Source organism: Ruegeria sp. N10, assembly GCF_056531545.1.
Genome location: NZ_JBQFLY010000012.1, coordinates 107,298 through 121,768, shown reverse-complemented (window position 1 = coordinate 121,768; position 14,471 = coordinate 107,298). Strand labels below are relative to the sequence as shown.

Sequence of the window (14,471 nt, the reverse complement as noted above, 5' to 3'; positions counted from 1 at the left end):
CTGTGGTGCTCGATGATGCGACCGCAGCGAAAGTCGGCTTGGTGGCCGGCTATCCGCTGCCTTGCCCAACGGATTGCAAGCGCGGCGAATATCGGCAAGATCCCGCACTGCTGCCATTTAAGATGATCAACACTGCACCTGCAGCGAATGGCAGCTTTGCTGGCCTCCATTCACTTCCGGCAACACACAGAAAAACCCTGCTCCACCGCCCCCAACCCGAACCCTACAAATCCCTGATCCAGAACTGCAACGGCTTCGGCGTTTCTCCCTCTTCCCCGATATCCTTCCACGAGAATTGGGCGATTGCGCCGGGTAAGGGCTCGTATCCGCGGGCGCGCCAGAAGGTATCCAGCGGGCGGTAGTGGTCGGGGCGCAGCGGGTGGTCGGTGGGGCGTTGCACGCTGCAAAAGGCGCATTTGGCAAAGCCCAGTTCGCGGGCGTGCCCCTCGCGCGTGTCGAAGAATTTGTGGCCAACCCCCTGCCCGCGATAGTCCGGCAGCAGGACGGATTCAGCGCAATAGAAGATCTGCGACAAGTCGAGCCCGGTGTCTGCGAAGGCCGCGGCGAAATCGTCGGCGTGATCGGTCAGGGGTGCGCCGGTCGAGGCGCCGATCAGGCGGTCGCCGTCGAAAGCCCCGACCACGATGGCCTTGTCGCTGTCGCGGTAGGATTGGAGGTATTTGCGTTCGTATTCCAGATCGCCGTCATAGAGGTAGGGCCAGGCGTGAAACACCCTGATCCTCAGGCGGGCGACATCGTCCAGAGCGGCCCCGAGTGCCGCTCCGATCAGGGGGCGGACGTCACTGACGTCAGCCATTCGAGACCTGTTTGGTCCAGTCTGCAAGGTTATAGAAGGTGGTGACGCGGGTGATCTTGCCGTCCCTGAGATCAAAGAACGACCCGGCAGGCAGGCGGTAGGTCTGGCCGTGCGCGTCGGGCAGGCCCTCGTCGGTTTCCAGATAGGTGCCGTTGACGATGAACTCGGCCGCGGCGCGGGTGCCGCCCTGAGCCTCGAACACGACGATGTCGGTCAGGTTTTCGCGGTAGCAGCGGTTCATATGGGCGCAAAAGGCGGCGAACTTTTCCTTGCCGACGCGAATCTGGCCTTCGTTCACGTGATGGGCCACGTCATCAGACAGGCAGGCCAGCATGCCATCGACGTCACCGGCGTTGAAGGCATCGAAATAGGTTTTGACGGTCTGGTTCATATCCCCTCCGTTGGTTCGCCCCAGCGGTCTTTCAGATGCTGAATGATCTGGTCGCGGGTCTGTCGGTAGTGGTGTAGCTTTTGTTCGCGGGTCTCGCCCATCCCGGTAGGGTCCATTATTGGCCAATAATCGACATCGAGGTGAAAAACACGGGTCAGTTCCAGCGCCTGACGCTGGCTGGCAGGTGAAAGCGCCACGACCAGATCGAACGAGCTGAGGTCATCGCCCCATTCCTGCATCTCGTCGAAGGAGCGCGACCGGTGGCGGGACAGTTCCACGCCGACCTCGTGGCAGACCGCGATGCTGAAGCCGTCGATTTCCAGATCGTTATGCACACCGGCGGACTGGACATAGGTGCCGGTGCCATAGAATTTCTTCATCAGCCCCTCGGCCATCGGGGACCGAACCGCGTTGTGGTCGCAACAGAACAGGACCGACTGCGGCAGAGGCTTCACGCGTCAGCCCCCAAAATGCAGAACGCAGATCAGCGTGAACAGGCGGCGGGCGGTGTCGGTGTCGACATCTGCCTTGCCTTCCAGCCGTTCCTGCAAAACACGGCTGCCTTCGTTGTGGATACCCCGGCGGGCCATGTCGATGGTTTCGATCTGGCTGGGCGGCAGCGATTTCACCGCGTCAAAATAGCTTTCGCAGATCTGGAAGTAATCCTTGACCACCTGCCGGAAGGGACCGAGCGACAGGTGAAACTCGGCCGCTTTTTCGTTGGCCTCGGTTTCAATGTCGAAGACAAGCCGTTTGTCGCGGATCGAAAGCTGAAGGCGATAGGGGCCTTCGGGCACAACGCGGTCGTCGCGTTTGGGCAGCGAGAAGCTGTTTTCTTCAAGCAGATCATAGATGGCGACCTTGCGCTCCTGCTCGATCTCGGGCGTGGGCGGCGGCAGATTTCTATCATCCAGTTCGATATGCGAGATGCGGGTCATCTTTACAGTCACATTCCTTGCGTCAGCACAGACCTATAACAATGATATTCAACGGGCAACGCACAGAAACGCCATATGCGCCCGGTCTTTGCGTCATTTCAGCCATTCAGGCGGTTCAGGCGCGCGGTGACCGAGAGGCCATGCGCCTCGAGGCTTTCCGATTGCGCCAGCTGTTCGGCAGCAGGGCCGATGGCACGCAGGGCTTCGGGAGTCATCTGACTAAGCGTGGTGCGTTTGAGGAAATCCATCACGCTGAGGCCAGACGAAAACCGTGCCGAGCGGGCGGTGGGCAACACGTGGTTGGGACCGCCGACGTAGTCGCCGATGGCTTCGGGTGTGTACTGACCCAGAAAGATGGCTCCGGCGTGGATGGTTTTTTCGCTCAGCGCGCGCGGGTCGGCCACGCAAAGTTCCAGATGTTCCGGGGCAATGCGGTTGGACAGGGCGGCGGCCTCGTCCAGGTTGCGCACGGTGATCACCGCGCCGTAGTCACGCCAACTGGCCCCAGCGATGGCGCGGCGTTGCAGGGTTTCCAGCCGTTTTTCGACCGCCTGCGCGACGGATTGGCCGAATGCGGCGTCATCGGTGATCAGGATCGACTGCGCGCTTTCGTCATGCTCGGCCTGGCTGAGCAGGTCCAGCGCGATCCAGTCAGGGTCGTTGTTCTTGTCGGCGATGACCAGAATTTCCGAGGGGCCGGCAATCATGTCGATGCCGACCTTGCCAAAGACGCGCCGCTTGGCGGCGGCGACAAAGGCGTTGCCCGGTCCGGTGATCTTGTCGACCGGCGCGATGGTGTCGGTGCCGTAGGCAAGCGCCGCCACGGCCTGCGCGCCGCCGATGCGATAGACCTCGTCCACACCCGACAGCTGTGCCGCCAGCAGCACCAGCGGGTTCACCTGCCCGTCCGGGGTGGGCACCACGATGGCCAGCCGTTCCACACCGGCCACCTTGGCCGGGATGGCGTTCATCAGCACCGATGACGGGTACGAGGCCAGCCCACCCGGCACGTAAAGCCCTGCCGCCGAGACAGCAGACCAGCGCCAGCCAAGGGTGGCCCCGGCCTCATCCGTCCATTCCTGATCCTCGGGCAATTGCCTTTCGTGATAGGCCCGGATACGGGAAGCAGCCAGTTCCAGCGCTGTGCGATCTTCGGCCCCGACCAGCGCTACCGCATCCGCGATCTCCTGTGCGCTGAAGGCCAGCGTTTCGGGTGTCAGCGTCAGCCGGTCGAATTTCGCCGTCAGTTCGATAACCGCCGCATCGCCCCGGTTACGCACGTCGTCGATGATCTGCGCCACAACCGCATCCACATCCGGGCTGTCCTCGCGCTTGGCCGAGAGCAGGGTCCGGAAGGCGGGTTCGAAGTCGGGCGATTTGGTATCAAGGAAAACGGGCATGATCTGGCACTCCGGGCGTTGCGCATTGGGACATATCGCCCGGAGCGCGCGGCCTCAACCCTCAGCCCACGGGGTGCAGCGATTTGTGCATGGCAAAGCAGGACAGATCCCCGTGGCCGCAGCACCGGCCGGTAGCCTGCCAGCCGTGGCGCAGATAGAAATCCTGCGCGGTTTTTGTTGCCTCAAGCGAGGCTGAGGAACATCCCGCCGCGAGCAGTTCCCGTTCCAGCCGATTCAAAACCGCCGCCCCCAGACCACAGCCCTTATGATCCGGGTCGATGTAAAGCAGAGTGATCTCTCCGGTTTCCAACAAACCGCCTACGGCGGCCACCTGCCCGGCCCGTTCAGCCAGCCAGATCTGCGATCCAGGTTTGATCCAGCCCCGGATCGAGGCCGGGTCCTTGTTATCGGTCCATTGCGCGATGGCCTGCGGGTCACCCTGATGATCGGCCCCGCAGAGCTGCGTGATCGAACGGATCAGAACCCGACTGATGTCGAAAACGTCGAAAACGGTGGCGCGACGCAGAGTGACACCTTCGGGCACCTTCGAAAACGCCTGAGAAATCCCGCGCTTGTTCTGCATCTATTCGGGATGATGCGGGGCCTGACCGGAGGGGGCCTGATAAGGGCGCGTGACGTCCTTGAGGGTGGCATCCAGCGCCTCGACCGTCAGGCGGATTGCGCCATCACCGGCCAGCGTCAGCAAGACATGGCCCGCGCCATCCTCGCCGGGTTCGAAAACGACCGACATCAACGACATGATCATGTCGGTGTCACCGCGATCAATGCCCTGACTGGACACCGAGAGAACCGAACCGAAGACCAGCACCGATTGCACCCGTTCAAACGGGCGGTCGCGGCGGGTGGCGGCATCCTTGTCTTCCCAACGAAAGCGGTTCAGCAGCAGGCCAAAGCGGCGCTGCGACGGTTGCCACTTCATCTCGGTCACCGGAAACACGGCATCCTGCGCGAGGGTCGAGATCACCTGAAGGTCATCTGCATCCTCGGCCCCAAGATTTAGCGGCGCCTCGCGCCCGTCTTCAAAACTTGCGTCTGTCATTGGCCCTTGATCCGTTCAATCTTTGCACCCACGCCTTCCAGCTTGCGCACCACATGTTCATATCCGCGGTCCAGATGATAGACCCGGCTGACCGTTGTTTCCCCTTCTGCCGCCAATCCGGCAAGGATCAGCGAGACCGAAGCCCGCAGGTCGGTCGCCATCACCGGCGCGCCTTTCAGACGCTCGACCCCGGTCACCGTGGCGGTGCCGCCATGCACCTCGATCTGCGCGCCCATGCGCACCAGTTCGGGGGCGTGCATGAAGCGGTTTTCGAAAATGCGTTCTTCGAGAACCGAGGTGCCTTCGGCCGTACACATCAGCGCCATCATCTGCGCCTGTAGGTCGGTCGGGAAGCCGGGGAAAGGTTCGGTCACCACATCCACCGCACGCACACGCCCGTTTTTGCGGGCCACTTTCAGACCGCCTTCGGTTTCTGAAACGCTGACGCCTGCCGCATCCAGTTTGGCCGCAAAGGATTCGACCAGTGACATGCGACCGCCCAGCAGTTCGACCTCACCCCCACAAATCGCCGGGGCCAGCATATAGGTACCCAGCTCGATCCGGTCGGTGACAACCTGATGTGTGGCCCCGTGCAGCCGGTCGACGCCCTGAATTTCGATGGTCGGGGTACCTTCGCCGGAAATCTGGGCACCCATCTTGCGCAGGCATTCAACCAGATCGACGATCTCGGGCTCGCGCGCGGCGTTCTTGAGCACCGTGGTGCCCTTGGCCAGCGTGGCGGCCATGACGATGTTTTCGGTGGCCCCGACCGAGGCAAAGCGCATCTGATGCACGGCCCCTTTCAGACCACCCGGAGCCTTGGCGTGCAGATAGCCGTCCTTCAGCTCAATCTCGGCGCCCAGCGCCTCGAGCCCTTCGACATGCAGGTCCATCGGACGGGCACCGATCGCACAACCGCCCGGCAGTGACACGACCGCCTGCCCGAACCGCGCCAGCAAGGGGCCCAGCACAAGATTAGACGCACGCATCTTGCGCACGATGTCATAATCGGCGGTCTGGCTGGTCAGGCTGTGGCTGGACATTGCAATCACCTGACCGTCTTGCAGCGACGACACCTCGGCCCCCAGCGATTGCAGCAGCGCGGTCATGGTCTTGATATCGCTCAGCCGCGGCGCATTGGTCAGCGTCAGCGGTTCTTCGCTTAACAATGTTGCGGGCATCAGCGTCAGGCACGCATTCTTGGCCCCCGCAATCGGTATCTGACCGTTCAGCGGGCCGTTGCCCGTTACCAGAATCGAATCCATCTGCTCTTATCCCTCGTCCTTGTCAGGCTTGTCCCCCGCGGCCGCGCGCGCCTTGGCCTGCGCCTTGCGACGCGCCATGTTGGCCTTGAGCGCCGCCTTCAGCCGCGCCTCGCGCGCATCGCCGGGTTTACCTTGTTTTTTGGGTGAATTTTTATCCGTCATGATCTTTCTCTACAGGAGGCGAAAAAAACCGTCCAGACACCCTTGCGCCGCGTTTCGTTTGAGTCTAATCACCCGCCCACAGCGCTGCTGTAGCTCAGAGGTAGAGCACTCCCTTGGTAAGGGAGAGGTCGAGAGTTCAATTCTCTCCAGCAGCACCATCCTTCATATTCCTGCGAAAAAGCGCGCTTTTATCCGGAAGGGTTTGGGTGTTCCGGCGTCTTTGGCTATTGGCGTGTCAGAGACTTTTGTGGTGCGCGTTTGGTTTATGGGCGGTTCGATACAGCCCGGAGGCGTCGAGCGCTGCGCGTGGTAGTACCATGCGCTTGGCAAGGGGAGCCGCTGCGCGCCCGTTGCATCCCCCCGGCCAGTGGCTCTTTCAGGGCATTGAACCCATTCCAGAGCCATAGATCGTTTCGTGGCGGTCGGGCTTAGTTCATGCCCAGCGCTTCTTTGTACATTTCGATGACGGCCTCTTGCTCGGCGATGTCATCCTTGTCCCTTTTTCTGAGGGAAATGATGCTGCGCAGGGCCTTTACGTCATAGCCGCGCGACTTGCTTTCGGCGTAGACCTCTTTGATCTGGTCGGCGATGTCTTTCTTTTCCATCTCCAGGCGCTCGATACGTTCCACAAACTGGCGCAGCTCGCCCGCGGTGACCTTGTAATTTGCTTCTGCTTCTTCAGACATGCTCATCTTTTTTGTTCCCGGTTATGGACCTGCAACCAGAAGAGGACAGCCTGTTGTTGGCAGTGAACGGCGGTGGCCCGATCATCGGGGGCACCTTCGAAACGCGCCTGTTCCAGAGGCTGAAACCCTGGTGTGGAATGCCGGATACAGTGCTGCCGCCCGGGTCGCAAGCACCCATTGGGCCGGCGCACTTGTATGACCCCAACCGATCCGTTAAGCGCGTGATCAGTTCACGAGGATATGCGGGGAACCATGTTTGAATTCATCACCTGGGGCGGTGCGGCCCTGTCTGTGGCCGGGCTTGCCGGTCTGGTCTGGTGCATTCTTCGCGTGATGCGGGCACGCAAGGCCGGTCTGTCGGATGACGAGCTGCGCGCGGTGGTTCAGGGGGTCCTGCCCTGGAACCTGGCCTCGCTGTTTCTGTCCGTGCTTGGATTGATGCTGGTCATCCTCGGGATATCCCTTGGATGACCATCCGGTTCACACCGGCAAGTTATCAAACTGCGCTTCAATCGCGTCTTCGCACAAGGCCGCATCCAGACGACGCAAGCGCGAAGGCACCTCCATCCCCTGCTGCCGCATTCGGTCAACAATCTTACTTACACTCGGCTGAAGCGCCAAACGCGTTTCCAGACCCGCGTTTACAAGCTTACGTTCAAGCTGCTCGGCTTCGGAATAAAGACCAGTCGGTGTCATAACCATCCTCCCAAGTGGCGCCAGTATCCCCAATATACGTAACGGGATTGCGACCCGCAGATAATATCGTAACCTTGTGCGGGAAATTGCCTGCCATGGTCGAAGTTTCGGCAATCTGACGCGGATAGGCTAAAGATTAAGCCAGGATTTCAGCGGTTGCTTTGACCGGCATCAAATTCAGGTTCGATATTGCATCACATTCCAATTCACATATATGATATGCGTGACCGAAACGGAGAAGATCATGACACCGAAAGTGAAAGCGTTTTTTGACGAGCAGACCTTCACGGTTTCCTATGTGGTTCATGAACCTCAGGGGCGGGCCTGCGCCATCATCGACAGCGTGCTGGATTTCGACCATGCCTCGGGGCGGACGTCGACAACCTCGGCGGACAGGATCATCGATTTTGTGCGCGCGCAGGACCTTAAGGTCGAGTGGATTCTGGAAAGCCATGTCCATGCCGACCACCTGTCCGCGGCCCCTTATCTGCAACAGGAGCTGGGCGGCAAGATCGGGATTGGCGATCAGATCGTCACCGTGCAGGACACGTTTGGCAAGGTTTTCAACGAAGGAACCGAATTTCAGCGCGATGGCAGCCAGTTTGACGCGCTGTTCAAGGAAGGCGACAGTTTTCACATCGGCCAGATGCGGGGCGACGTGCTGCACACCCCCGGCCACACACCGGCCTGCATGACCTATGTGATTGGCGATGCGGCATTTGTTGGTGACACGCTGTTCATGCCCGATTTCGGCACGGCGCGCTGCGATTTTCCCGGAGGATCGTCGGCCACACTGTTCCAGTCGATCCAGAAGATTCTGTCGCTGCCGGACAATACCCGCATCTATGTCGGGCATGATTACAAGGCACCGGGCCGCGACGAATACGCGTGGGAAACGACGGTGGGTGAGCAGAAGGCGCTGAACGTCCATATCGGACAGGGGCGCAGCATCGAAGACTTCGTGGAAATGCGCGACGCGCGGGACGCCACGCTGGCCATGCCGCGCCTGATCCTGCCGTCTTTGCAGGTCAACATGCGGGCCGGTCAGATGCCTCCGGCGGATGAACAGGGCGATGTTTTCCTGAAACTGCCGGTCAACAAGCTGTGACGCGGGCACAACAAATCACAAAGGGAAATCCCACATGAATATAGAATGGATCTGGGGGCTGTGCGGCGGTCTGGTGATCGGTCTGGCCGGGGCGGTTTATCTGCTGGGCAATGGCCGGATCATGGGCGCAAGCGGCATTCTGGGCGGCCTTGTCGATGGCAGCGCCAAGGGGAGCATGGCCGAAAAGCTGGCCTTTATTGCGGGGCTTGTCGGAATGCCCCTTCTTCTGCGCCCGTTGATCCTGCCCGAGGCCCAGACGCATCTTACCAGCAATCTGGGCGTTGTCATTCTGGCCGGGCTGCTGGTCGGTATCGGTACACGGATCGCCAATGGCTGTACCTCGGGGCACGGGGTGTGCGGGATCTCTCGGTTCTCGCTACGCGGCATCGTGGCCACCGTTTTCTATATCCTTGCCGGGGGCGTCACCCTTGTGCTGCTGCGTCATGTGATGGGAGTGATCTGATGCGTCTTATCATTGCGTTGATTGCCGGGTCACTGTTCGGCGCCGGGTTGCTGATTTCGGGCATGACAGACACCACAAAAGTTCAGGGCTGGCTGGATGTGTTTGGCAACTGGGACCCGACGCTGGCCTTTGTGATGGGCGGTGCCATTCTGCCGATGCTTGTGGCATGGCGGATGACAACAGGTCGCCAAAACGCCTTGACCGGCGGAGCCTTTCCACCCCCTGCCAAGCCCGAGGTTGATCGCAGGCTGATCGTGGGTTCGGTTCTGTTCGGGATGGGCTGGGGATTGGCCGGACTGTGCCCCGGACCGGCGATGGCCTCGCTGAGCTATGGCGGGCTGGGCGGGCTGGTCTTTCTGGTTGCAATGGCGGCCGGGATGTTCGTGGCACCACCGCTGGGCGCGCAACTGGACAGGGCGGCAAACGCGGCCTAAGGAATTGGCATGGAGATTCGTCAGATTACCCCCCGCTATGCTGTCTCGCCGCAGATCACGGTCGAGGATGTTCCGGCCATCGCCGAGGCTGGCTTTGCCAAGGTGATCTGCAACCGGCCCAATGCCGAAGTTCCCCCGGCCATGCAATCCGACGCGATCGGCGAAGCGGTGCGGGCCGCCGGTATGGAATATGAGGTGCTGGAGCTGACCCACCAGACGATGACGCCTGAGAACGTGAAGCGGCAGCGCGACATGGCGGAAAACGGCAGTGGTCCTGTTCTGGCCTATTGCGCCTCGGGCACGCGGTGTTCGGTGGTTTGGGCGTTGGGCCAGTGCGACCACATGAGCACGGACGACATCCTGAGTGCGACCGGCAAAGCCGGGTATCAGCTGGACAATCTGCGCCCCATGCTGGACCAGATCCGCGGCACTGGCGGCTAAGTGCCCCTTAACCTAGCTGGTGGACTCCGGGGGTGCCAACCCCGCCAGTTGCGTGATTTCAGCGACCATCCGTTCGGAATCGTTCACGATCAGATCGCTATCTGTCAGATCTGACACCCCGGCCGGGACGGTCTGGGCGTACGCATCATGCTCAGCTGGTTCAACCGGATAATCCTGCGGCGGTGTTCCACTTTTGCTGGCGATGAAGTCCTGCGCGTCAGCGCCGGTCAGGGCCGGCAGTGCAGCGGTTTCATTCAGCCGCACGGCCCGCAGGCCGCCGCATTGCCCAAGGCGACCGATACCGGCGCGTGTCCGGTCAATCGTCAGAACCTCGGTCCGGTCCAGACGCGCCCCGCGCAACGGCAGAATGTCCCCGATCCGCATTCCGGACAGGTCGGACAGCGGCAGCGACATGCGGCACAGCGCGGCGGTCAGTTCCGCCCGCATCACGCCTGAACACTGCTCCATACGCAGATCAACCTTTTCCCCGGCATCTTCGGCCACGTCCGGGACGGCAGGATGTTCCGGCAGAAAGACCGAGATGCGGCCCTGCTGCTCTCCGTTCGCGAGATCGACGGTCAGTTCGAAAATGCGATACGCTTCTTCCGTCATCGCCAGCGACAGGGTGCGCAAATCCTTGGCGCGCGAGGTAAATTCCAGCCCTTCAAGGCAAATCTGATCGCTTGAGGCGTCGAACAAAGCGGCGGAACCGGTCAACGCGGCTTCGATCAAGGGGGCCACGATGGCGGCGTCGGTATCAGTAAACGTGCGTGCGCCGGGATCACCGGACAGGACCTGACCAATGGTCTGGGCCTGAACAATGGCCGAGACCGCATTCGGGTTGAGACAGGTCGCGGCGCGGCCTTCGGGGCCGTCAAACACCAACAGCAGCCAATCCTGTCCTGCGGCGTCCCCCGGCACCTCCTGCGACTGGTTGGATTGCTTTGCCCCGATAACCGCCAGCGGCAGGTTCAGCCGGTCGCCCGCCGCCCGGGCGAACCCAAGGCGCAGCGCCCGCAGAACCGAGCGTGGGCGATCCCCCAGATCCTTTTGCCCAACGGACAGTTTGCGCGCCAACGCGGCATTGACATCTTGTGACATGACGCCCGATCACCAATTGTTCCAGCACCTGGCAACCGGTTTACACCCTCGGGCGTTACCAAGTCCTTTATGGCCGCGTCACTGCGCCGCCTGCTGATAGGCCTGTGGCAGGCTGATCCGGAAGGCCGCGCCGCCCTGCCCCGGCAGATAGGTAATCTCACCCCCCAGCCGCTGCATGATTTCGCGGCAGATGGCCAGACCAAGCCCCGCTCCGCCAGCCTTGTCGCCGCCCACGCGGGCAAATTTCTCAAACACCATCGAACGCGCGCCCGGTGGGATGCCGCTGCCATTGTCGATGAAGTCGACGATGACCCGCCCGCCGACATCATGGGCGGAAATGACCAGCACCGGATCGTCCGCGTCGCAATATTTCTGCGCGTTCGAGATCAGGTTGATGAACACCTGCCCCAACCGATCCAGATCCGTATGCAGGAAAATACGCTCGGCCGCGCGGGTCCGGCGGACGGTGATCTTTCGGTCCGCCCCGGCCAGAGCGCTGGGCACGGCGCGGTCCAGAACCGAGCGCAGGCTGTCATCGCTGAGATTAAGGCTGACCTGCCCGTTTTCAAGCACGCTCAGATCCAGCAGATCATCGAGCAGCCGGGTCAGGCGCAGGGCTTCGTCATGAATGATCGCGGCATAGCGGGTCTGCTCCTGGCGGCTGAGGCCATCGGTGTCGCGCATGATTTCCGAAAACGCCCGGATCGAGGTCATCGGCGTGCGCAATTCGTGACTGACCTGACTCAGAAAGCTGTCCTTCTGTTCGGAAATCTGGGTGAGCTTGGCGTTGGCCTCGCGCAATTGCCGAGCGGTTCGGCTGAGTTCGGAGGACTTTTCCTCGAGTTGGCCGGAGTATTCCAGCAGTTGCGCGGATTCGTCTGCCACGGCCAGCAGATCCTCGACCGAGACCGACGATCCGCCCACGATCTGGCCGATCATCGCATGGGCCATGGCCGCGCCGACCGAGCCGCTGAGCTCGCGTTCCAGACGGTTAAGAAAGCCCGGCGTCGGTTCCGGCAGGTGCGAACGGCCACCCTGTTTTCGCGCCTCGGCCTGAAAGAACTCCTGTGTGGGGCCGGTGCCCAGAATGCGCTGCGTCATGATCATCAGGTCTTCGCTTTGCGCCACCGACCCGGACCACCCGCGCGGCGCGACCGAGTGATCGAAGACGTTGACGAACTGCGCCCCTTGCAACCGCTCCAACGGGCTGGGAAAGCTGAGCAGGGACGCGACGCAGAAGGCAAGCGTGTTCAGGGACAAGGACCACATCACCGTATGCACCATCGGATCGATCCCCTCGATCCCGAACAGGGCATGAGGGCGCAGCCAGCCGAGACCGAACAAGCCGTTTTGCAGCACGGTTTCGGGCATCCACGCCCCGCCCATTCCCGGCAGCAGCAGGGTGTAAATCCACAGCACAAAGCCGACGGTCAGCCCGATCAGCGCCCCGGTCCGGGTCGCCCTGCGCCAGAACAGCCCCCCAACCAACGCTGGCAGAATCTGCGAGATACCGGCAAAGGCGATCAACCCGATCGAGGCTAGCGCCGCACCGCTACCGGACAGCCGGTAGTAGAAAAAGCCCAGCGCAATGATGGCGGCAATGGAAACTCGGCGTGCCATAAGAACAATGTTGCGCACATCGCCCGATACCGAGCCGGTGCCTTCCTGCGTGTTCAGCCAGATGGGCATGACCACATGGTTCGACACCATTGTCGACAGGGCCATCGCACTGACGATGACCATCGAGGTTGCCGAGGAAAACCCGCCGATGAAGGACAGCATTGCCAGCCAGTCATTGCCTTGGGACAGCGGCACGGTCAGCACGAACAGGTCTGGGTTGGCACCCTGGGGCAGCAGGTCGAGACCAACCACGGCGATGGGCACGACAAACAGGCTCATGAACAGCAGGTAGAGCGGGAAGGCCCAGGCAGCGGTTCTGAGATGGCCTTCGTCATCGTTTTCCACCACCATCACCTGAAACATCCGGGGCAGGCAGATAAAGGCGGCGGCGGACAGAAAGATGAACGTCGTCCAACGCCCGGCATCGACGTTCCACTGGCCGATTTCCGAGGCGTCGATCCGGTCCATCATCGGGCCAATGCCGCCCGCGATCCCCCACACCACGAAAACGCCCACGGCGATCAGCGCAAACAGTTTGACAACGGCTTCGACCGCGATGGCCGTGACCACGCCATGGTGACGTTCGTTCACGTCCAGATTGCGGGTGCCGAACAGGATGGCAAACACGGCCAGACCAGCCGCGACCCAAAACACGCTGGACCCTTCGCGGTAGAGGCCTGACGGGTCAGCCTCGGCAAAGATCGAGAAGGACAGGGTAATCGACTGCAGTTGCAGTGCGATATAGGGCGTGCCGCCCAGCACCGCCAGAATGGTCACGCAGACCGCCAGCGTGTTCGACTTGCCATACCGGGACGACAGCAGGTCGGCGATCGAGGTGACCCGCTGGCTGCGCCCGACGCGCACCAGCTTGCGCAGCCCCCACCACCAGCCGACCATCACCAGCGTCGGACCGAGGTAGATGGTGACAAACTCCAGCCCCGACCGCGCGGCGTTGCCCACCGCGCCATAAAACGTCCAGGCAGTGCAATAGATCGACAGGGACAAAGTGTAGATCACGGGTGAACGCAACCATTTGCCGCGCCCGGCCGCAGCCATGCGATCCGCGGCGAAGGCCACTGCGAACAGGAACACGACATAGGCAAGGCAAACCAGAATCAGAACGTTTATGGTGGCCATCACTCAGCGCCCGTGTCCGATCCCTCGCGCGCGGCCATGCGGCGGGCGGCCAGCCCAAAGACAAACCCGGCCAGGATCAGCGCGCCCCAGCAGAGGAATATGTAATACATCGCCGAGGACAAGGGCACCGCCGCATCCCCGCCGGACGGGTCCGGCCACAGCAACGGAAGGGCCAGCAGCGCCGCACCCAGAAAGGGCAAAATCCGGGCGGCATCCGTCAGCCTGTGACGACGATAGCTTTGTCGTTCCAGAAAAAGCGAGGGGCGTGCGCCCGGTGGTTTGGTCTTGTTGCCCTCGCCGGACATCATAAGCGCGTCGCCTGCGCGTGAAGGTCACGCACGGCTGTCAGAACTTCGGCATTGGAAAACGGTTTGGTCATGAAGCGGCTGACGCCTGCGTTTTCAGCCATTTCCCGGTCGCGCGACTGACCCCGTGCGGTCAGCATCAGAACCGGCAAGCCTGCCAGTTCCTCCATTTTTCTGAGTTCCCGCAGGATATCCATACCGTTCTTGCCCGGCAGCATGACATCCAGAATGACCAGATCGGGCTGCGCCCCCTGGATCACCTGAACCGCATCCGTTCCATCGCCATGCGTTTCGACCTGCCATCCCTCGCGCGACAGCAGGAACCGGATAGCCTCGGCGATGTTCGGTTCGTCCTCAATCAGCAGAACCTTTCGGCTCATATGTTCAATTCCTCCCATAACCGGCCTTCCATCCCGGGACCGGTTCCCGCCAGATTAAGCGGTCTGT

Annotated in this window: 20 protein-coding genes and 1 tRNA gene; 6 read left to right on the top strand and 15 right to left on the bottom strand. The window is 61.6% G+C overall.

All coding sequences use genetic code 11. From position 1 onward, the window contains the following. Positions 1–223 precede the first annotated feature (223 nt). The 9 genes from ACR0JI_RS15925 to ACR0JI_RS15885 all read right to left on the bottom strand — a co-directional run bounded on the left by ACR0JI_RS15925 (position 224) and on the right by ACR0JI_RS15885 (position 6,033). Positions 224–817 carry a GNAT family N-acetyltransferase gene (locus ACR0JI_RS15925; RefSeq protein ID WP_480495058.1) on the bottom strand — a complete coding sequence of 198 codons (594 nt, stop codon included), beginning with the start codon at positions 815–817 and terminating at the stop codon, positions 224–226. After that, the gene (locus ACR0JI_RS15920; RefSeq protein WP_480484498.1) at positions 810–1,208 is read right to left on the bottom strand and encodes a ketosteroid isomerase-related protein; all 399 of its coding nucleotides are present in this window, start codon (positions 1,206–1,208) and stop codon (positions 810–812) included. Before ACR0JI_RS15920 ends, ACR0JI_RS15925 begins: the two co-directional genes overlap by 8 nt. Then, the gene (locus ACR0JI_RS15915; RefSeq protein ID WP_480484499.1) at positions 1,205–1,663 is read right to left on the bottom strand and encodes an arsenate-mycothiol transferase ArsC; all 459 of its coding nucleotides are present in this window, start codon (positions 1,661–1,663) and stop codon (positions 1,205–1,207) included. Before ACR0JI_RS15915 ends, ACR0JI_RS15920 begins: the two co-directional genes overlap by 4 nt. 3 nt (positions 1,664–1,666) lie before the next feature. Continuing rightward, positions 1,667–2,146, bottom strand: a complete 480-nt coding sequence (locus ACR0JI_RS15910; protein ID WP_171722821.1) for a UPF0262 family protein — start codon at positions 2,144–2,146, stop codon at positions 1,667–1,669. Between the two features lie 98 nt (positions 2,147–2,244). Beyond that, a complete protein-coding gene (hisD, locus tag ACR0JI_RS15905) occupies positions 2,245–3,546 on the bottom strand; it encodes a histidinol dehydrogenase (protein WP_480495060.1) in 1,302 nt (433 codons plus the stop codon). A gap of 61 nt (positions 3,547–3,607) precedes the next feature. After that, positions 3,608–4,129: a GNAT family N-acetyltransferase gene (locus tag ACR0JI_RS15900; RefSeq protein WP_480495062.1), complete on the bottom strand. Its 522-nt coding sequence runs from the start codon at positions 4,127–4,129 to the stop codon at positions 3,608–3,610. Continuing rightward, a complete protein-coding gene (locus tag ACR0JI_RS15895) occupies positions 4,130–4,606 on the bottom strand; it encodes a DUF2948 family protein (RefSeq protein ID WP_267366036.1) in 477 nt (158 codons plus the stop codon). Beyond that, on the bottom strand, positions 4,603–5,871 hold the full coding sequence (murA, locus tag ACR0JI_RS15890; RefSeq protein WP_480495064.1) for a UDP-N-acetylglucosamine 1-carboxyvinyltransferase: 1,269 nt from the start codon (positions 5,869–5,871) through the stop codon (positions 4,603–4,605). The genes ACR0JI_RS15895 and murA overlap by 4 nt, the downstream gene beginning before the upstream one ends. Before the next feature lie 6 nt (positions 5,872–5,877). After that, positions 5,878–6,033, bottom strand: a complete 156-nt coding sequence (locus tag ACR0JI_RS15885) for a hypothetical protein (protein ID WP_209505784.1) — start codon at positions 6,031–6,033, stop codon at positions 5,878–5,880. Positions 6,034–6,116: 83 nt separating this feature from the next. Between ACR0JI_RS15885 and ACR0JI_RS15880 the strand changes: the two genes are divergently transcribed. Continuing rightward, positions 6,117–6,191, top strand: a tRNA-Thr gene (locus ACR0JI_RS15880). 270 nt (positions 6,192–6,461) lie between these two features. On the opposite strand, the gene ACR0JI_RS15875 is transcribed toward ACR0JI_RS15880, so the two are convergent. Beyond that, positions 6,462–6,725, bottom strand: a complete 264-nt coding sequence (locus ACR0JI_RS15875; RefSeq protein ID WP_267366625.1) for a DUF2312 domain-containing protein — start codon at positions 6,723–6,725, stop codon at positions 6,462–6,464. Positions 6,726–6,971: 246 nt separating this feature from the next. Here ACR0JI_RS15875 and ACR0JI_RS15870 point away from each other — a divergent pair, with 246 nt between their 5' ends. Continuing rightward, on the top strand, positions 6,972–7,190 hold the full coding sequence (locus ACR0JI_RS15870; RefSeq protein ID WP_209505778.1) for a hypothetical protein: 219 nt from the start codon (positions 6,972–6,974) through the stop codon (positions 7,188–7,190). Positions 7,191–7,199: 9 nt separating this feature from the next. Here ACR0JI_RS15870 and ACR0JI_RS15865 read toward each other — a convergent pair whose 3' ends face one another. Then, the gene (locus tag ACR0JI_RS15865; protein ID WP_209505776.1) at positions 7,200–7,415 is read right to left on the bottom strand and encodes a hypothetical protein; all 216 of its coding nucleotides are present in this window, start codon (positions 7,413–7,415) and stop codon (positions 7,200–7,202) included. A gap of 244 nt (positions 7,416–7,659) precedes the next feature. Here ACR0JI_RS15865 and ACR0JI_RS15860 point away from each other — a divergent pair, with 244 nt between their 5' ends. The 4 genes from ACR0JI_RS15860 to ACR0JI_RS15845 are packed head-to-tail and all read left to right on the top strand — an operon-like array spanning position 7,660 to position 9,861. Then, positions 7,660–8,523, top strand: coding sequence for an MBL fold metallo-hydrolase (locus tag ACR0JI_RS15860; protein WP_480495066.1), 864 nt, complete (start codon positions 7,660–7,662; stop codon positions 8,521–8,523). Positions 8,524–8,557: 34 nt separating this feature from the next. Then, positions 8,558–8,986, top strand: coding sequence for a YeeE/YedE family protein (locus tag ACR0JI_RS15855; protein ID WP_480495067.1), 429 nt, complete (start codon positions 8,558–8,560; stop codon positions 8,984–8,986). Next, positions 8,986–9,420, top strand: coding sequence for a DUF6691 family protein (locus tag ACR0JI_RS15850; protein ID WP_209505770.1), 435 nt, complete (start codon positions 8,986–8,988; stop codon positions 9,418–9,420). Before ACR0JI_RS15855 ends, ACR0JI_RS15850 begins: the two co-directional genes overlap by 1 nt. 9 nt (positions 9,421–9,429) lie before the next feature. After that, positions 9,430–9,861, top strand: a complete 432-nt coding sequence (locus tag ACR0JI_RS15845) for a protein tyrosine phosphatase family protein (RefSeq protein WP_267366616.1) — start codon at positions 9,430–9,432, stop codon at positions 9,859–9,861. A 12-nt stretch (positions 9,862–9,873) separates the two neighbouring features. Here the strand turns inward: ACR0JI_RS15845 and ACR0JI_RS15840 are convergent, their stop codons facing one another. The 4 genes from ACR0JI_RS15840 to ACR0JI_RS15825 form a co-directional block, all read right to left on the bottom strand. Continuing rightward, a complete protein-coding gene (locus ACR0JI_RS15840) occupies positions 9,874–10,962 on the bottom strand; it encodes a FliM/FliN family flagellar motor C-terminal domain-containing protein (protein WP_480495070.1) in 1,089 nt (362 codons plus the stop codon). A gap of 78 nt (positions 10,963–11,040) precedes the next feature. Further along, entirely contained in the window at positions 11,041–13,719 is a 2,679-nt protein-coding gene (locus ACR0JI_RS15835; RefSeq protein ID WP_480495072.1) for an ATP-binding protein, read from the bottom strand. Further along, positions 13,719–14,027, bottom strand: a complete 309-nt coding sequence (locus tag ACR0JI_RS15830) for a hypothetical protein (RefSeq protein WP_480495074.1) — start codon at positions 14,025–14,027, stop codon at positions 13,719–13,721. The genes ACR0JI_RS15835 and ACR0JI_RS15830 overlap by 1 nt, the downstream gene beginning before the upstream one ends. Continuing rightward, positions 14,024–14,404, bottom strand: a complete 381-nt coding sequence (locus tag ACR0JI_RS15825) for a response regulator transcription factor (protein ID WP_480484506.1) — start codon at positions 14,402–14,404, stop codon at positions 14,024–14,026. The genes ACR0JI_RS15830 and ACR0JI_RS15825 overlap by 4 nt, the downstream gene beginning before the upstream one ends. Positions 14,405–14,471: the final 67 nt, after the last annotated feature.

Bases quoted from the DNA above. Each gene is read 5' to 3' on its own strand.
- ACR0JI_RS15925 (WP_480495058.1), bottom strand. From the start codon at position 817: ATGGCTGACGTCAGTGACGTCCGCCCCCTGATCGGAGCGGCACTCGGG.
- ACR0JI_RS15920 (WP_480484498.1), bottom strand. From the start codon at position 1,208: ATGAACCAGACCGTCAAAACCTATTTCGATGCCTTCAACGCCGGTGAC.
- ACR0JI_RS15910 (WP_171722821.1), bottom strand. From the start codon at position 2,146: ATGACCCGCATCTCGCATATCGAACTGGATGATAGAAATCTGCCGCCG.
- hisD (WP_480495060.1), bottom strand. From the start codon at position 3,546: ATGCCCGTTTTCCTTGATACCAAATCGCCCGACTTCGAACCCGCCTTC.
- ACR0JI_RS15900 (WP_480495062.1), bottom strand. From the start codon at position 4,129: ATGCAGAACAAGCGCGGGATTTCTCAGGCGTTTTCGAAGGTGCCCGAA.
- ACR0JI_RS15895 (WP_267366036.1), bottom strand. From the start codon at position 4,606: ATGACAGACGCAAGTTTTGAAGACGGGCGCGAGGCGCCGCTAAATCTT.
- murA (WP_480495064.1), bottom strand. From the start codon at position 5,871: ATGGATTCGATTCTGGTAACGGGCAACGGCCCGCTGAACGGTCAGATA.
- ACR0JI_RS15885 (WP_209505784.1), bottom strand. From the start codon at position 6,033: ATGACGGATAAAAATTCACCCAAAAAACAAGGTAAACCCGGCGATGCG.
- ACR0JI_RS15875 (WP_267366625.1), bottom strand. From the start codon at position 6,725: ATGAGCATGTCTGAAGAAGCAGAAGCAAATTACAAGGTCACCGCGGGC.
- ACR0JI_RS15870 (WP_209505778.1), top strand. From the start codon at position 6,972: ATGTTTGAATTCATCACCTGGGGCGGTGCGGCCCTGTCTGTGGCCGGG.
- ACR0JI_RS15865 (WP_209505776.1), bottom strand. From the start codon at position 7,415: ATGACACCGACTGGTCTTTATTCCGAAGCCGAGCAGCTTGAACGTAAG.
- ACR0JI_RS15860 (WP_480495066.1), top strand. From the start codon at position 7,660: ATGACACCGAAAGTGAAAGCGTTTTTTGACGAGCAGACCTTCACGGTT.
- ACR0JI_RS15855 (WP_480495067.1), top strand. From the start codon at position 8,558: ATGAATATAGAATGGATCTGGGGGCTGTGCGGCGGTCTGGTGATCGGT.
- ACR0JI_RS15850 (WP_209505770.1), top strand. From the start codon at position 8,986: ATGCGTCTTATCATTGCGTTGATTGCCGGGTCACTGTTCGGCGCCGGG.
- ACR0JI_RS15845 (WP_267366616.1), top strand. From the start codon at position 9,430: ATGGAGATTCGTCAGATTACCCCCCGCTATGCTGTCTCGCCGCAGATC.
- ACR0JI_RS15840 (WP_480495070.1), bottom strand. From the start codon at position 10,962: ATGTCACAAGATGTCAATGCCGCGTTGGCGCGCAAACTGTCCGTTGGG.
- ACR0JI_RS15835 (WP_480495072.1), bottom strand. From the start codon at position 13,719: ATGGCCACCATAAACGTTCTGATTCTGGTTTGCCTTGCCTATGTCGTG.
- ACR0JI_RS15830 (WP_480495074.1), bottom strand. From the start codon at position 14,027: ATGATGTCCGGCGAGGGCAACAAGACCAAACCACCGGGCGCACGCCCC.
- ACR0JI_RS15825 (WP_480484506.1), bottom strand. From the start codon at position 14,404: ATGAGCCGAAAGGTTCTGCTGATTGAGGACGAACCGAACATCGCCGAG.